The 13,400-nt window shown below is 39.3% G+C and carries 18 protein-coding genes and 2 tRNA genes; 4 read left to right on the forward strand and 16 right to left on the reverse strand.

Features of this window, described 5'->3' with window-relative positions; translation table 11 throughout:
- Positions 1 to 415: 415 nt before the first annotated feature.
- Positions 416 to 1,195, forward strand: a complete 780-nt coding sequence (locus ACOJUR_RS09680; RefSeq protein WP_072873237.1) for a sulfite exporter TauE/SafE family protein — start codon at positions 416 to 418, stop codon at positions 1,193 to 1,195.
- A 33-nt stretch (positions 1,196 to 1,228) separates the two neighbouring features.
- Here the strand turns inward: ACOJUR_RS09680 and ACOJUR_RS09685 are convergent, their stop codons facing one another.
- Together ACOJUR_RS09685 and ACOJUR_RS09690 are read right to left on the reverse strand one after the other, a co-directional pair.
- Positions 1,229 to 2,638: an MFS transporter gene (locus ACOJUR_RS09685; RefSeq protein ID WP_072873238.1), complete on the reverse strand. Its 1,410-nt coding sequence runs from the start codon at positions 2,636 to 2,638 to the stop codon at positions 1,229 to 1,231.
- On the reverse strand, positions 2,635 to 3,018 hold the full coding sequence (locus ACOJUR_RS09690) for a PadR family transcriptional regulator (protein ID WP_420949893.1): 384 nt from the start codon (positions 3,016 to 3,018) through the stop codon (positions 2,635 to 2,637). The genes ACOJUR_RS09685 and ACOJUR_RS09690 overlap by 4 nt, the downstream gene beginning before the upstream one ends.
- Positions 3,019 to 3,202: 184 nt before the next feature.
- Here ACOJUR_RS09690 and ACOJUR_RS09695 point away from each other — a divergent pair, with 184 nt between their 5' ends.
- Entirely contained in the window at positions 3,203 to 3,871 is a 669-nt protein-coding gene (locus ACOJUR_RS09695; RefSeq protein ID WP_420949894.1) for a class II aldolase/adducin family protein, read from the forward strand.
- Between the two features lie 122 nt (positions 3,872 to 3,993).
- Here the strand turns inward: ACOJUR_RS09695 and ACOJUR_RS09700 are convergent.
- The 3 genes from ACOJUR_RS09700 to ACOJUR_RS09710 form a co-directional block, all read right to left on the reverse strand.
- A tRNA-Gly gene (locus tag ACOJUR_RS09700) sits at positions 3,994 to 4,069 on the reverse strand.
- A gap of 92 nt (positions 4,070 to 4,161) precedes the next feature.
- On the reverse strand, positions 4,162 to 4,632 hold the full coding sequence (locus tag ACOJUR_RS09705) for a hypothetical protein (RefSeq protein WP_306953711.1): 471 nt from the start codon (positions 4,630 to 4,632) through the stop codon (positions 4,162 to 4,164).
- A 122-nt stretch (positions 4,633 to 4,754) separates the two neighbouring features.
- The gene (locus ACOJUR_RS09710) at positions 4,755 to 5,345 is read right to left on the reverse strand and encodes a lytic murein transglycosylase (RefSeq protein WP_420949895.1); all 591 of its coding nucleotides are present in this window, start codon (positions 5,343 to 5,345) and stop codon (positions 4,755 to 4,757) included.
- Between the two features lie 229 nt (positions 5,346 to 5,574).
- Here ACOJUR_RS09710 and ACOJUR_RS09715 point away from each other — a divergent pair, with 229 nt between their 5' ends.
- Positions 5,575 to 5,700 carry a hypothetical protein gene (locus ACOJUR_RS09715; protein ID WP_255567418.1) on the forward strand — a complete coding sequence of 42 codons (126 nt, stop codon included), beginning with the start codon at positions 5,575 to 5,577 and terminating at the stop codon, positions 5,698 to 5,700.
- 180 nt (positions 5,701 to 5,880) lie between these two features.
- Here ACOJUR_RS09715 and ACOJUR_RS09720 read toward each other — a convergent pair whose 3' ends face one another.
- The 5 genes from ACOJUR_RS09720 to ACOJUR_RS09740 form a co-directional block, all read right to left on the reverse strand.
- Positions 5,881 to 6,117, reverse strand: coding sequence for a biotin/lipoyl-containing protein (locus ACOJUR_RS09720; RefSeq protein ID WP_072875229.1), 237 nt, complete (start codon positions 6,115 to 6,117; stop codon positions 5,881 to 5,883).
- Between the two features lie 137 nt (positions 6,118 to 6,254).
- The gene (locus tag ACOJUR_RS09725; RefSeq protein ID WP_420949896.1) at positions 6,255 to 6,977 is read right to left on the reverse strand and encodes a transglycosylase domain-containing protein; all 723 of its coding nucleotides are present in this window, start codon (positions 6,975 to 6,977) and stop codon (positions 6,255 to 6,257) included.
- Positions 6,978 to 6,983: 6 nt separating this feature from the next.
- Positions 6,984 to 7,445 (reverse strand): cyclic-di-AMP-binding protein CbpB, encoded by a 462-nt coding sequence (cbpB, locus tag ACOJUR_RS09730; protein ID WP_420949897.1) that lies wholly within the window; start codon positions 7,443 to 7,445, stop codon positions 6,984 to 6,986.
- A gap of 155 nt (positions 7,446 to 7,600) precedes the next feature.
- Complete coding sequence (locus tag ACOJUR_RS09735) at positions 7,601 to 7,774, reverse strand: hypothetical protein (protein ID WP_165612039.1); 174 nt, start codon at positions 7,772 to 7,774, stop codon at positions 7,601 to 7,603.
- A 96-nt stretch (positions 7,775 to 7,870) separates the two neighbouring features.
- A complete protein-coding gene (locus ACOJUR_RS09740) occupies positions 7,871 to 8,635 on the reverse strand; it encodes a CheR family methyltransferase (protein WP_306955676.1) in 765 nt (254 codons plus the stop codon).
- An 83-nt stretch (positions 8,636 to 8,718) separates the two neighbouring features.
- Here ACOJUR_RS09740 and ACOJUR_RS09745 point away from each other — a divergent pair, with 83 nt between their 5' ends.
- Positions 8,719 to 9,639, forward strand: a complete 921-nt coding sequence (locus ACOJUR_RS09745; RefSeq protein WP_072875233.1) for a patatin-like phospholipase family protein — start codon at positions 8,719 to 8,721, stop codon at positions 9,637 to 9,639.
- A 46-nt stretch (positions 9,640 to 9,685) separates the two neighbouring features.
- Here the strand turns inward: ACOJUR_RS09745 and ndk are convergent, their stop codons facing one another.
- The 6 genes from ndk to ACOJUR_RS09775 form a co-directional block, all read right to left on the reverse strand.
- A complete protein-coding gene (ndk, locus tag ACOJUR_RS09750) occupies positions 9,686 to 10,129 on the reverse strand; it encodes a nucleoside-diphosphate kinase (RefSeq protein WP_072875250.1) in 444 nt (147 codons plus the stop codon).
- A 136-nt stretch (positions 10,130 to 10,265) separates the two neighbouring features.
- A complete protein-coding gene (locus tag ACOJUR_RS09755) occupies positions 10,266 to 11,237 on the reverse strand; it encodes a polyprenyl synthetase family protein (RefSeq protein ID WP_238413696.1) in 972 nt (323 codons plus the stop codon).
- Positions 11,238 to 11,276: 39 nt separating this feature from the next.
- On the reverse strand, positions 11,277 to 12,011 hold the full coding sequence (locus tag ACOJUR_RS09760) for a demethylmenaquinone methyltransferase (RefSeq protein ID WP_203115457.1): 735 nt from the start codon (positions 12,009 to 12,011) through the stop codon (positions 11,277 to 11,279).
- 1 nt (position 12,012) lies between these two features.
- A complete protein-coding gene (locus tag ACOJUR_RS09765) occupies positions 12,013 to 12,753 on the reverse strand; it encodes a heptaprenyl diphosphate synthase component 1 (protein ID WP_203115456.1) in 741 nt (246 codons plus the stop codon).
- 145 nt (positions 12,754 to 12,898) lie between these two features.
- Complete coding sequence (gene mtrB, locus ACOJUR_RS09770; protein ID WP_072875237.1) at positions 12,899 to 13,153, reverse strand: trp RNA-binding attenuation protein MtrB; 255 nt, start codon at positions 13,151 to 13,153, stop codon at positions 12,899 to 12,901.
- 119 nt (positions 13,154 to 13,272) lie between these two features.
- Positions 13,273 to 13,349: transfer RNA gene (locus ACOJUR_RS09775), tRNA-Pro, on the reverse strand.
- Positions 13,350 to 13,400: the final 51 nt, after the last annotated feature.

The following is a 13,400-nucleotide window of genomic DNA, read 5'->3' on the forward strand; positions in this document are numbered from 1 at the left end:
AATCAAAACAAATTTGTCGTTCATTTCAGACATTTTTACTAAGGAAGTAACTGGATTTCATATCGGTGTACTCATGAGATTTGTTCCGTCGACGATTCTGCTTATCGTAGTTGTTATTTTTATTTGAAGAAAAGATGAAGTGTATGTGTTCAATGTCACTGTAACTCCAAGTCCTCTGAGCCTTTCAGCAATGCTCTCCATTCCCCCTTATCTGAGTGATCCAGGCAAAATGGTTTAAACCTGACTACTTTCCCCAATCTCTGAATAACTCAATGATAAGCCAAGTGCAAAATGGCATCAATCCATATCCATATACCGATGGTCGCCCATCCTATATACCCCTACACGTATAATCTTGTCCAGCTGAGCATATAAACAAATATCTACTTTATTCATGTTGTTAGGGGATGTGTTTATGAGTTTAGCTACTTTTGTTACCATTTTAACGATTGGATTGGTAGGCTCGTTTATTTCAGGAATGCTTGGTATTGGTGGTTCAATTGTCAAGTACCCACTATTGCTCTATATACCACCTTTACTGGGAGTTGCAGCATTTACAGCTCACCAGGTATCTGGCATCAGTGCAGTTCAGGTATTATTTGCAGCAGGATCCGGAGTATGGGCTTATCGAAAAGGGAATTTCCTCCATTGGAAGCTTATTTCATACATGGGTAGCGCCATCCTTATTGGAAGTTTTATTGGGGCATTCGGAGCTAAATTTTTACCTGAATCGACGATCAATATTATCTATGCTTCCTTAGCCACTGTAGCTGCCATAATGATGTTTTTCTCGAACAAAGAATTAGAAGAAATTCCTGTAACAGAAATTACCTTTCAGCGTTCCATTGCTGTCATAGCTTCATTTATAGTAGGCATATTGTGTGGAATTGTAGGTGCGGCAGGCGCATTTATTTTAGTACCTATTATGCTTGTCGTTCTACGAATTCCAACGCGAGTCACCATAGCATCTTCTTTAGCTATAACGCTCATTTCTTCTATTGGTACAACCATAGGAAAACTTTCTACTGGTGATGTTTTACTAGGTCCAGCCCTTATTATGATTTGGGCAAGTATACTCGGTGCTCCCCTAGGAGCTCGAATCAGTAAACACATGAATACCCGATGGCTTCGATTCATACTTGCTGCACTTATATTAGCTACAAGTTTGAAAATTTGGATGGATGTTTTACTTTAATAATCTTACTAGACAAAAAATGATTTGACATTATCATAACGCACGTAATTTACGTTGAATGATCAACCGAATTAAAGTAAGTAGTATCCCTAGTATTCCTATAAAGAACCCCATGGTAAATGAAAAGGATGTGGCGTGAATAAATCCTTGAGTCGTATACAAATGATTTCCCGATAGTTGTAAGAATAATACAGATAAAGCTACGCCTGAAACTCTTCCAAAATTCCGTACGGTAGCCATTAAACTACCTGTAATTCCCGATTTTTCGAGTGGTGCACTTTCAAGTACAGCAACATTATTAGGGGATGTAAATAAACCAATTCCAATGCCAAATAAGGATAGCGCGATCACAATATTTAAATAGGATGTATGGATATGAAACATTGACATAAATCCGAGTCCTAGTGTTGCGAATAATAATCCTATCATCGCTGGACCATGTGTTCCATATTTATCAGCTAACCATCCCCCGATTGGAGAAAAGAGAATCATGCAAACAGCCTGTGGTGTAAGAAGAAATCCAATATGAGATTCAGAGATATGTAATACTTGATGCATATACAAAGGCAGTAAAATTCCCGGAAACATCATCATGATATAGGATATATATCCAGTAAAATTACCAATTGAAAATGCGCTTGAACGAAATAATGAAATTTGAATTATAGGATGTTCTATCGATATTTCTCGCCTAATCAAAAATAGAAACGAGATAATGGAGATGGTTATCGTCACAAAACTGACCAGGCTATCCCACCCCCATGTCGAACCTTCCGACATAAACAGTAGTAAGCAAATAATGGCCAAAAAATATAAACTAGCTCCTATCACGTCAAATGAATTTTTCGCTTGGTTGCTACGAATGGACATTAATACAAAAATTATTGCAATAAACGAAATTGCACCTATTGGCAAGTTCACTAAAAATACAGATCGCCATCCAAACGAAGAAATTAAAAAACCACCTAAGGAAGGTCCGACAATGGTTCCAGCTGCTACAACGCTTCCAACCAAACCCAATGGCCGACCTCGTTCACCTGACGGAAATATATACGAAACAATGGACATAACATTTCCCATAATAATAGCGCCGCCAATAGACTGGAAAATTCGAAAAACTATCAATTGTAAAATACTTTCAGAGAAAGCGCAAAGTAAAGAACCGAAAGTGAATATACCAATACCTGTTAAAAAAACAGTTTTTCTATCTAATCTATCTGATAGAGTTCCTATAATCGGTAAAATTCCTGTAATCATAAGTAAGTATGCAGAAATCACCCATTGTAAAACTTGTGGCGTTGTATGAAAATCTTTTTCAAGAACCGGCAGGGCAACATTCATAATACTGCTGTCTACATTCACCATAAATGTACCCGACACAACAACAGTAAATATAATCCATCTATACCAAGATTGATATGTCTGTTCGGATACTTGTTTCACTCTTTTTTCTCTCCATTGAACTCGTGGATTCTATTCAAGGATTCATACTCATGTATAAAAAAATCCAGATTTTTTTTTCGTAAACATATGTCCTCGTACCACATTTTTAATTCATCTAATCCTATAGGAGTTATATGATAAATACGTTTAGCTGGTCCAGTATCTTCTGTATTCCAATAAGATGTAACACATTGACGTTCTTCTAAATCACGTAAAACACGATACACCGCTCCACTATCAATTCCCCAGTTAGCCGGCATCATTTCGTTCATTCTGTTCCAAAGAGCACCACCATGTGTATCTTCTTTTGATAAAAACAACAAAATAAAAGCTGGTAAATGACGATTTTGTTTCCCTGGTAAACTAGTATCTTTTGCCATTAAAATCCCTCTCTATACAATTTGAAAAGAAATCATACTGTGTTAAACAGTATAATTGAAGTTGCATATATACTCAACAGTTAATTTTATCTAAATTTTTACTTATAAATGAATTATCTATTGACATCAAAATAATATACTGTAATATACAGTATGATATCATTAACACAAGGGAGGGTTATACATGGTGGATATTCAAGAAAGTAAACAAAACATCATCAATGCCGCAAATTTACTTCGTGATGCAGGTCTTATGTTCCGGGGTTTTCATGCGAATTTGTCTGCTAGGCTATCCTCAGACACTATGCTCATGACACGCGGTGGGAATGTTGCAAATTTAGATGAAGATAGTTTTGCGGTCATTCGTACAGATGGAACAGTTCTGGAAAGCGAAGTTATGCCAGCTCAAGCTGAAATTATACAAATGCATGCTGCTGTATATAGAGCGAGAGAATCGGTAGGTGGCATTATTCATACGCATGCCCCAAATGCAACAGCTTTTGCCATTGCACACGAACCTATTCCGGTAGTGTACGAACCACTTATGCGGTTTGGAATGACTGAACCAGCACCTGTTATTAAATGGGCACCTCGAGGTTCTAATGCGTCCGTGAATGGAATAGTTGAAGCGGTAAAACTAAAACCAGGCATTTCTGCTGTCCTTCTAGCTAATCACGGAGTTTTAGCGTTTGGAAAATCTCCTGTAGAAACGGCACAGTTGCTCGCCACACTTGACGAAGGAGCAGAATTGATATTAAAAGCTCGTCTTATTGGAGGAGAAAAATCATTGCCAGAACAGGCATTTCAACAAATTGAAGAGCATAAACGCAAGTTTGAAAATATTCATTCTTGATTTTCTTCAGCGGTTGATAAATTCTCTCAATTGCTGGAATCCGAAAATTAAGTTTGTAGTGAATTTGTAGATTCTACACGAAAAAAGGCTTCCGATAAACATCTCGGAAGCCTTGTCTTTTCTGGAGCGGATGACGGGACTCGAACCCGCAACATTCAGCTTGGGAAGCTGACGCTCTGCCAATTGAACTACATCCGCATCTTCAATTCAATCAATCTATAGTATATCCCACATGATCATTAGGAAGCAAGCACTTGTACCGCTCATGTTGTTATTGAAGAGTATGCGGGTTACTGCAAAAAATAACCCATGCGACGATAAATCAAGTCACCGTGATCGAAAAATCCTAAATCTTTCCATATTCGTATATCTGAACGATCTGGTGAACAACCTACCCAGCCGTGAAAACCATGCTCCTGACTGCAATCAATAGCTTCGCGAACTAGCCGCATTCGATAGAAATGTTGTTCAGATGTCGATTTCCCTGCTACCGCAATGTACTCTATAAAGTAAAGTTTTTGACTGGGCCAAAGGTGACCTGTCATGAGCCCGAATAATTGCCCATTTTTTAAAATCACCAAATCTGTCTGAATAGGACTGACATGTTTAGCTGCCCAAAGGCTTGCAAGTGCATTCTCAGCCATAAAACGCTCACGAGTATCCCAGTATTCAATGCTTTTCATAAGTTTTCTTAAAGATGGCGAATGATTCAACCACTCTGCAGATAAATCATCATCTGACTGCGTCTGAAACAAATTCAAGTTTCAGGCCTCCTTACTCCATAATTCCATCCCTCCCAGTTTTGCCGATCTCGATAAGTTCATTCAATCTCTGGTTATGTTTTTTTGAGCCAAATGATCTTGATGTAAGAAAGAATTCGCAATTAGAAGTTAGCTAGCGTCAATACATGATCGACGTAATAGGTAGAGTGGTTATAGTCCCAAATTGCTTGCCATGGATTATGATCAAATCCACATACGGAAAGCATATGGGCAGTAGAATAAATTGCATCTTCTACATTGTGGATATTAGGTGCTCCCGTTTGACCCGGGGCAGTGACACCAAATTCAGCGAAAGTGGCTGGCATAAATTGCATTGGACCGATCGCACCAGCGTAAGACTCAATAAATCCAGCAGTGGAGAAATCAGTTTCGGTTTTATGAATCGCTGCTAGTATGGTCCAAGGGATATGGTACTTTGCCGCAGCTTGCATATAAATTGGCAACAAATTACGTGGTACATTTTTTAGTGTGGAAGGAATTTCTAATGGAACCAACCGCGGGTGATTCAAGAGCAAAACTTGTCCAGGATAAATGGTGGTTGAATCGAGACCGTTATCCATCTCGATAGTTTGAATGGGAACATGATAAATGGTTGAGATAGACCAGAGCGTGTCGCCAGACTCTACCTTATATCTTATCAAAGCAGGATGATTAAAAATTTGCTTTGCATTTTGCATCACTTTTCTCTTCAAAACTAAATTTTTAGGCTCAAAGAATACACTGTTCTCACTATAAATCGAAGAATGAGGTATAGAAATATTTCCCTTTTCCTTTATTGTTAAATGAGCCTGAAATGGCCATTCAAGATTTGCTATATGTAATTCTGGAATCAAAATGCTCGATGTTTTTTCTTCTCGAACTGATCCGTTATTTGTTGGGCGTTGAGTCTGGGGAAAAAACAGCCACAGGAGGCAGAGAAACATGGCGCACCATAGCACCAGAGAAGTTGTGCGGGTTCGCAAACTCATCTTCCTTTCCTGTTTGTTGGATTATTTTCATGCATACGCTGGACAAGCTAAAACTAGTCCATATTTGCAAATTTTTTAATTGGGAGATTGGAAGATTAAACAGAAAGGTAGATGGTTCTGTAGATTAGAGAAGGAAGAAAAACGAAGAAGCAATAAAACAAAAAACCTCCTTATTCGCTTGTCAGTGAATGGAGGTTTTTTGTTTCAATATATTTTTCATTTGATGGATAAATTTATTTGAGAACATGGTTTGTTAAATTCATATTAAAGACTCAATTCGGGCAATCAATTGATCAGTAAGAACGCGATCGCCCACTTTGACAAACTGTTCTTTTAGAATCCCAGAATGCTCAGCAGGTACTTCAATCGTCACTTTGTCAGTAGTAACCTCTAGCAAACCGTCTCCTTCTGTTACAGAGTCGCCAATTTGCTTCAGCCATGAGGTGACCAAACATTCTTGTACAGTATCACCTAATTGAGGAAGTTTTACGTCCATGTGTATTCTCCCCTTCAATATCATGTCACATTTCTCAAAGAAATGATCGACAAATCGATATTTAATATAAAAGGACTTACTTCAATGAGAAAGTGTATCATAGGGATTGGCCAAAACCAACCTAAAGTTGCTTATATCTATTGTAGAGTGGCTAATCGAATGGGTTGTGCATAGACTGTCTGGCTTTGCTTTACGCTCAACAGACCATCATCGACCATATTCTCGAGAACTATACTTTCTCGTAAACGAGCTAAACGCATGGATTTAAAAGGGTCATATACGCTAGGTGCATTGGGTAAACCAGCCAGCATGGCCAATTCACCTAAATTACAACGATTCGGGGGTAAATGAAAATACACTTCTGACGCATTATATAACCCGTAAGCACCGTGACCAAAATAAATAACGTTTGCATATAATTGGAAAACCTCTTTTTTAGACATCGTATCATAGAGACCAATGGCATCTAAGGCTTGATGAATTTTATAAGGTATCGTTTTTCGATGATGCAAGATGGTATTGTCAATCAGCTGTTGAGTAATTGTTGATCCTCCTTCTACATAACCATCTTTCTCTACATCAACAATAAACGACCGTAATATGCCAACAGGATCGATGCCAGGATCCCAAGCGAATCTCCTATCCTCTGTTGCAATGACCGCATCTCGATAAAAACTCGGAATTTCACTGTAAGTTAAAGGATGCACATGGTAACGAATCATTTTTCTCTCAGCGGCTAATTGGACAGCACGAGCAATCGGAAATATTTTGTGATAATAGAAGTCCATGGCTCCGAGCGACAGGGCAAGCAAACATACTAGACTCACTAGACTGTAACCCAATTGCGCACGGCGTGTCATAGAACGTCACACCTTTTCAGCCGATCTTGTTGGAGCAGGTATTTTGGTTTGTTCAATTATGTAAGCTAACAAAGCTCTACGTGTCACTAACCCGTGAAAGAGACCGTTTTGAACTATACATAAATATGGCGTTTGAATAGCTAATTGGATAGCTTTGCGTAAACTGTCTTCCAAGCGAATCTCGTGAATCTCTTTCGACATAATTTGTCCCACTTGAATCGTGGAAAGACGTTCTACTTCAATTCTTTCCAGACCGAGAACATGATCAAGAATGATGGTTTTGCTAATTGTACCCACGACTTGATTTTTTCGAGACAATACAGGTATCGATGAATATCTGGATTTAATGAGAACGAGCAGAGCGTGCTCAGCCGAATTAGCATCTTCGACACAAGCAACATTCTGCGCCGGAATGATCAATTTTGAAAAGGACGGATCGTTCACTGGACGGTTCATCCATTCAGTCATATCAGACAATCGACTCCTTTTCTCGAATGAGGCAAACAGAGCATTTAAGACCTATCTATTATACAGAATGAATTCATTGCCATCATCTCTAGCGTGTCCGAAGTTAGTCAAAAGAACAAAAAAATGGCGTCTATAAGACGCCTGCCCAGTAAAATTTACTTTTCTTTCGGAATTCTGACTTTGTGTTGAGGAGGTCTGTGCGAAATTTCAGGAGACACTCCACCATCTTCTTGAAGCCGATCAATGGCATCGAGGACAGAATCCTGATATGTTTCGTTTTCAGGTAAAGCAGAATTTGGAGAAGCAGAGAAGTTCTGCTCTTTGGTCACGAAATCGCCCCCCTTTCCTCTGTAAAACTGAACAAGGTTATGATGATACAGGAGAACGATGCTTATACAAAAAGAAATATTTTACAGATTGCGAATTTACATTTTTTGATATAAAAAGGGTGCGATGGACTTCAATTGATAGGTAAATGGTTGCATCAATTGTTCAGTGCTTCCTAAAAACAGCAGGCCACCACTCTTAAGGGATTGAGAAAAACGATGCAAAATAAGATCTTTCGCTTCCTCAGTGAAATAAATCAAAACATTTCGGCATACAATCAAGTCGATGTTTGAAGGATATGTGTCCGATAAAAGATTGTGTTTTTTAAAAACGATACCTTCCTTATATTCTTTTTTTAAAGTGAATACATTTTCACCATAGTCAAAATATCGATTTAATTCTTGTTGGTTAAATTCCCGGACTTGATAAGCTTGATATTTTGCTTCGTTCGCTTTTTGTAATACATCTTCGTCGATATCTGTCGCTAAAATACGGGTATCAATTTTTAAATGTTCCTTACAAAGGATGTTAATGGTATATGGTTCTTCACCAGTAGAACACGCTGCACTCCATATTTGGAGTCTGGATCCAGAACTTAACGTACTCAAATGACTGGCCAGTGAATTCCATCGATCACGATTGCGAAAAAACTCTGATACATTAATTGTCATTTTATCGAGCAGTGTGTGAATCAGGCTAGGATTTTCATGTATTGCATGGGATAATTCCTGAAATGTGGAGTATCCTAATCGTTCTCCCCAGGCGGCAAGTCTTCTTTGCATTTGTTGTCTTTTATACATGGCTAAATCAAGGCCCGTCAAATGATAAAATTCACGAATAAATTGCTCGAAATCATCTTCCAAATTAAAACCAACTCTCCTATATACACTCGCTGCCTAGCATCGAGAGATTGTCGCTATCTTAATGACACAGAGGTGTTCCAAACATGTCCAATCCAGTCATTGGCATTGCACTAAGTGGAGGCACTTTAAAAGCTGCAGCTCATATTGGCGTTCTTTCTGCACTAGAAGAAATGGGAATACGCCCCCATCACCTCGCTGGAACAAGCGCTGGTTCCATTGTGGCAACTCTCTATGCGTATGGTTATCGTGATCAGGAATTGAAGCATCTTATCCAACAATTTCCTGGCTATAAGCTTTTAGACTACGGTTTCCCTCTTACGTCGGCAGTGATGTCAACATTTTTTCACGCTATTCCTCATCGGAACAGATTAATTCAAGTATACCCACGCGGTCTCATCCACGGCAACAAACTCAAAAAATATTTTCATAAATTGCTTATTGGAAGAGAATGCCGAATTCCAGTTCTATTTGTTGCCACAGACTTACTTTCGGGCGATCCGGTAATCATGAGAATAGAACCTTCGAACGTCAGTATTCCCCAACTCCCACGTGCTTTACCCATTCATCAGGAGGAACTGCCAGCATGTCTACTAGGTTCCTGTGCATTACCAGCTATTTTTAGCCCAGTACCCTTTCGCGAGTATCTTTTAGCAGATGGCGCTATGCGCCACTATATTCCTGTACAGGCTTTACGGGAAAGCGGGTGTACTCATATTCTCGCTATAAATTTATATAAATTACAATATCGAGAGTACTTAACAACTTTTGTGGATGTTTTGGCGAGATCATTTGAAATTCTCCTTAGAGAATCTATCGATAATGATGTGGTTAATTCTGGAGATGTATTGGTTATTGAACCTGATTTTGCAAAAATTAAAACGTGGAAGTTTACAGAGATGATCCAATCAGTTCGGGTTGGCGTTCAAGCTGTGGTAAAACAACAATTACAGATTGAGCAATTTTTAAAAATCAATCCGCGATTGCCTCATAAAATGGCCAAATAATATGATGCCAAAACATGAGACAATCGCAAAGGTACATAGCAGAAATTTACTGAATCCAAACGTCTCCCGATTTACTGTAGGTTAACGTATTCTCCGCAAACCATAACCCTATTTCTCGATTGGCATTTTCCACGCTGTCCGATCCGTGGATGATATTCATTCCAATAGACAATCCAAAATCACCGCGAATAGTTCCAGGAGCAGAATCTACCGGATTCGTTTTGCCCATCATGGAGCGTACAACCGATACGGCATTTTCTCCTTCCCAAACCATAGCAAAAACTGGCGATGAAGTAATAAAAGAAACGAGTTCTCCAAAGAATGGACGTTCTTTGTGCTCTGCATAATGAGCTTCTGCGGTTTTGCTGTCCACAGCAAGCAATTTAGCAGCTACCAATTTTAGCCCTTTTTTCTCAAAGCGTCCGACAATTTCTCCAATTAAACCACGTTGGACTCCATCTGGTTTAATCATGACAAACGTTTTTTCAATGGCCAACCTTTATCAGCTCCTTAGCTGGGTGATATACCGCTCCGTATTGTAAGTCAGTAGCGTAATAACTGCAAGTTTTACGGAAGATTTAAGATGGTACACATGAAATATGGGTACTGATTGATAGTGTTATAGATTAGAATAACCTTTCATTTACAAATTGAGCGACGATCTGTAATTCATTTCGACTATCCAAGTCCGTAATTTGATCTAAATATACAATCGCTTTTTCCATACAAAGTTTTGCAAAGTTTCTAGCTTCCTCAATACAACCAGACTGACGTACGATATCGATGGCCTCGTCTGCATCTGTAGCTGTCATTTCAGGACGAACCAACTTCATTAAACGTTTGCCATCTGATTTTCTTCTGGCGAGCAAAGTTGGGAGTGTTAAATTACCTTGACGCAAGTCTCCAGCAACTGGTTTTCCTACAGTACTTTGTTCTCCAGAAAAATCCAGAACATCATCAATGACTTGAAACGCCATTCCTGTCCAGTAACCAAATTTGCGTAACAAATAAATATCTCTTTCTGGTGCATCTGATACGATGGCACCAAGTGAGCAACTGACCGATATCAGCAAAGCTGTTTTTCTTTCGATCCTTCGCAGATAGTTATGAAGTGTTTGATCCCAATTGAACAAATCCCGAATCTGTTCAATTTCACCCTTGCATAATTTAACAATGGCATTCGACAATTCAAAGTGTACTCGAGCGTTCTGGATCCCACTAAGAAGCGAAATAGCTTTAGCAAACAGGTAATCTCCCACATACATAGCTGCTAGATTACCATAACGTGATCGCACAGTAGGACTACCTCTACGCAGATCCGCATGGTCAATTACATCATCATGAACGAGAGTTGCCATATGAATAAGTTCTAATGCACAAGCCACACGCTCAATTTCATCCCAGTATTGATGAGGCTTACCCAGTTGGCTACAAATCAAGGTAAATAGGGGACGAATTCGTTTGCCGCCTGCCGTTAATAATGTAGAAGCTGCTGAGTGAATATCTTGCTGAACTGAGGCAACTTCAAACTGCAAACGTTTTTCTACCTTGTTTAGTTGAGACTGATAACGGCTATAGACGGAGACAAATTCTAGCAAACACAATCCCCTCGCTTTCGCGGACCGAACAACCATCCGTTAGATCGAATTCGGTTCCTCCCCTTTCTCTCCCATGTGTAAAGCTGCAATTCCACCCGTTAAAGCATAACTTTTCACATTGACCAATCCAACTTCGTGAAAAATATGTTCCAGCTCGAGACGATTAGGGAAATTGGTAAGTGATTCTGGCAACCATGCGTAGGGTGCCTTTTTTCCCACTGCAAGATAGCCTATTTTAGGAAGGATGTTATAAAAATAAAAATAATAAAGTTTTCGAAAATAAGTTGACTCCGGCTTTGACAATTCCAGCGAAACAACATGACCTCCAGGTTTGACTACCCTTCTCATTTCACGTAAACATTGATGTATATCAGGTACATTTCTTAAGGCAAAACCAATAGTTACCGCATCAAATGAGTTATCTGGAAATGGCAACTGCATGGCATCGCCTTCAATAAATTCGATATGGTTAGCCCGCTGCCCCATTTTTATTTTTCTTTCTCTGCCCACATCCAGCATTTCCTTGCAAAAGTCCAGTCCAATGACTTTTCCTTTTGGTCCTACAGCCTCAGCTAGCGAAAACGTCCATGCGCCAGTCCCCGCCGCCACATCAAGAACCTGGGCACCTGGTTGAATTTTGAGTTTTTTCATGGTAAAACGTCGCCATAAATGATGTTGTTGAAAACTTAAAACGGAATTCATAAAATCGTAGCGATCAGCAATTTGAGAAAAAACTTCATGTACATAATCTGCTTTCGAGACGTTCGTCTTCATTTTAAGAACTTCCTTCCACCCATTGTCTAACTTCAAGGAGTTCCTGAATGGGCTGAATATAATCCATCAGTAAAGCATGCAATGGATCGTCCAAGGAGATGGGCGAATGAGCCCAGACTCTGTCCAAAATGTTGGTCAAACAATCATATGCCTGTCGTAAGTGAGCCGGACGTAAATTGAACTTTTTAAACTCAATGTCAGTATGCAGTATATAAGCTTCGACAAGTGAGCGAATGTCAGATTTCCAATGTGTTTCATGTCGTAAATAGTACTCTGCTAAAGCTTCAAGCAACCTGCCTTCAATAATGATTCGTAGTTGTTTTTGTTCTTCTAAAGATAATTTCTGTTGAGATATAAGCAAAGTCATTTTTGCTTCATTCATTTCCGCCACTGAGACAGCTAGTAAATCCATCAGTGGAAACTCGCCAGTTTGAGCAATTAATCGATAATATTGACTGCTATGAAAATCACCAGCCAAAATCGTTAACTGTCGTGTGCGATTGATTTTCTCATCAATCTCATCATGCATAGAGAGACCTTTTTGCAACAATAGTAAAGCGGTCAGTATAAGATCCCACTGGTGTTCCGGTACAGAAGCTGCTTTCAGAATGCCCAAACCCACTTCAAAATGAAATCGGCTAGGAGTTTGCAGCACTTGATTTGTTTTTAAATATGGATGCTCTATCTCTCGGTAAAATTTTTGCGCTACAGAGAGATATCGCTCGCTTATTTCTCTGGGCATTCAGTCATCTCCTTGCACCTAGAACACCTGTCATTCATCCACGCTCAGTGAGATTATAGCACACCCTCATGCGTCTTCTCTGCAATTGACGTCAGTTTCCATATCATATCCCCTAAAGCATAAGGCTTATGAGTATCAAAGTCTTTTATCCTTTTTCCTGCAGAGAAGAAGTGTTGCCAAGTGGAAGAATTGTTCCATGTTTGGTGTATACTTCTACCTTACCCCTTATCTTGATGGCTGATGTATGTTCGGTAAATTGAGCCAACATAATTTCACCTTTATCCAATTTTTCCGAATGATGAAATCTTGTTTCTTGTCCACGTGTCATTCCAAAAACTTGAACACCATTTTCAAGAGCTCGGATGACAAAATAATCCCCTTGTTCCATTGAACTTCCCATTATCTCATCTCCGTCAAAATAAAATTGCTATGGTTTTAGATTGATCACGATAACACAAAATCAAATATGAGAATTTGTATTCATAAACGAAAAACCAGCGCCAAGAACGCTGGTTTCATTGGTCGGAATGCCGGGATTTGAACCCGGGACCTCTACCTCCCCAAGGTAGCGCGCTACCAGGCTGCGCCACATCCCGTAATTGACACTGAAAATCATTATACTAGGTTTGTCTGTAAATTGCAATTCA

This window comes from Alicyclobacillus tolerans (assembly GCF_048984885.1).
GTDB classification, from domain to species: domain Bacteria; phylum Bacillota; class Bacilli; order Alicyclobacillales; family Alicyclobacillaceae; genus Alicyclobacillus_I; species Alicyclobacillus_I tolerans.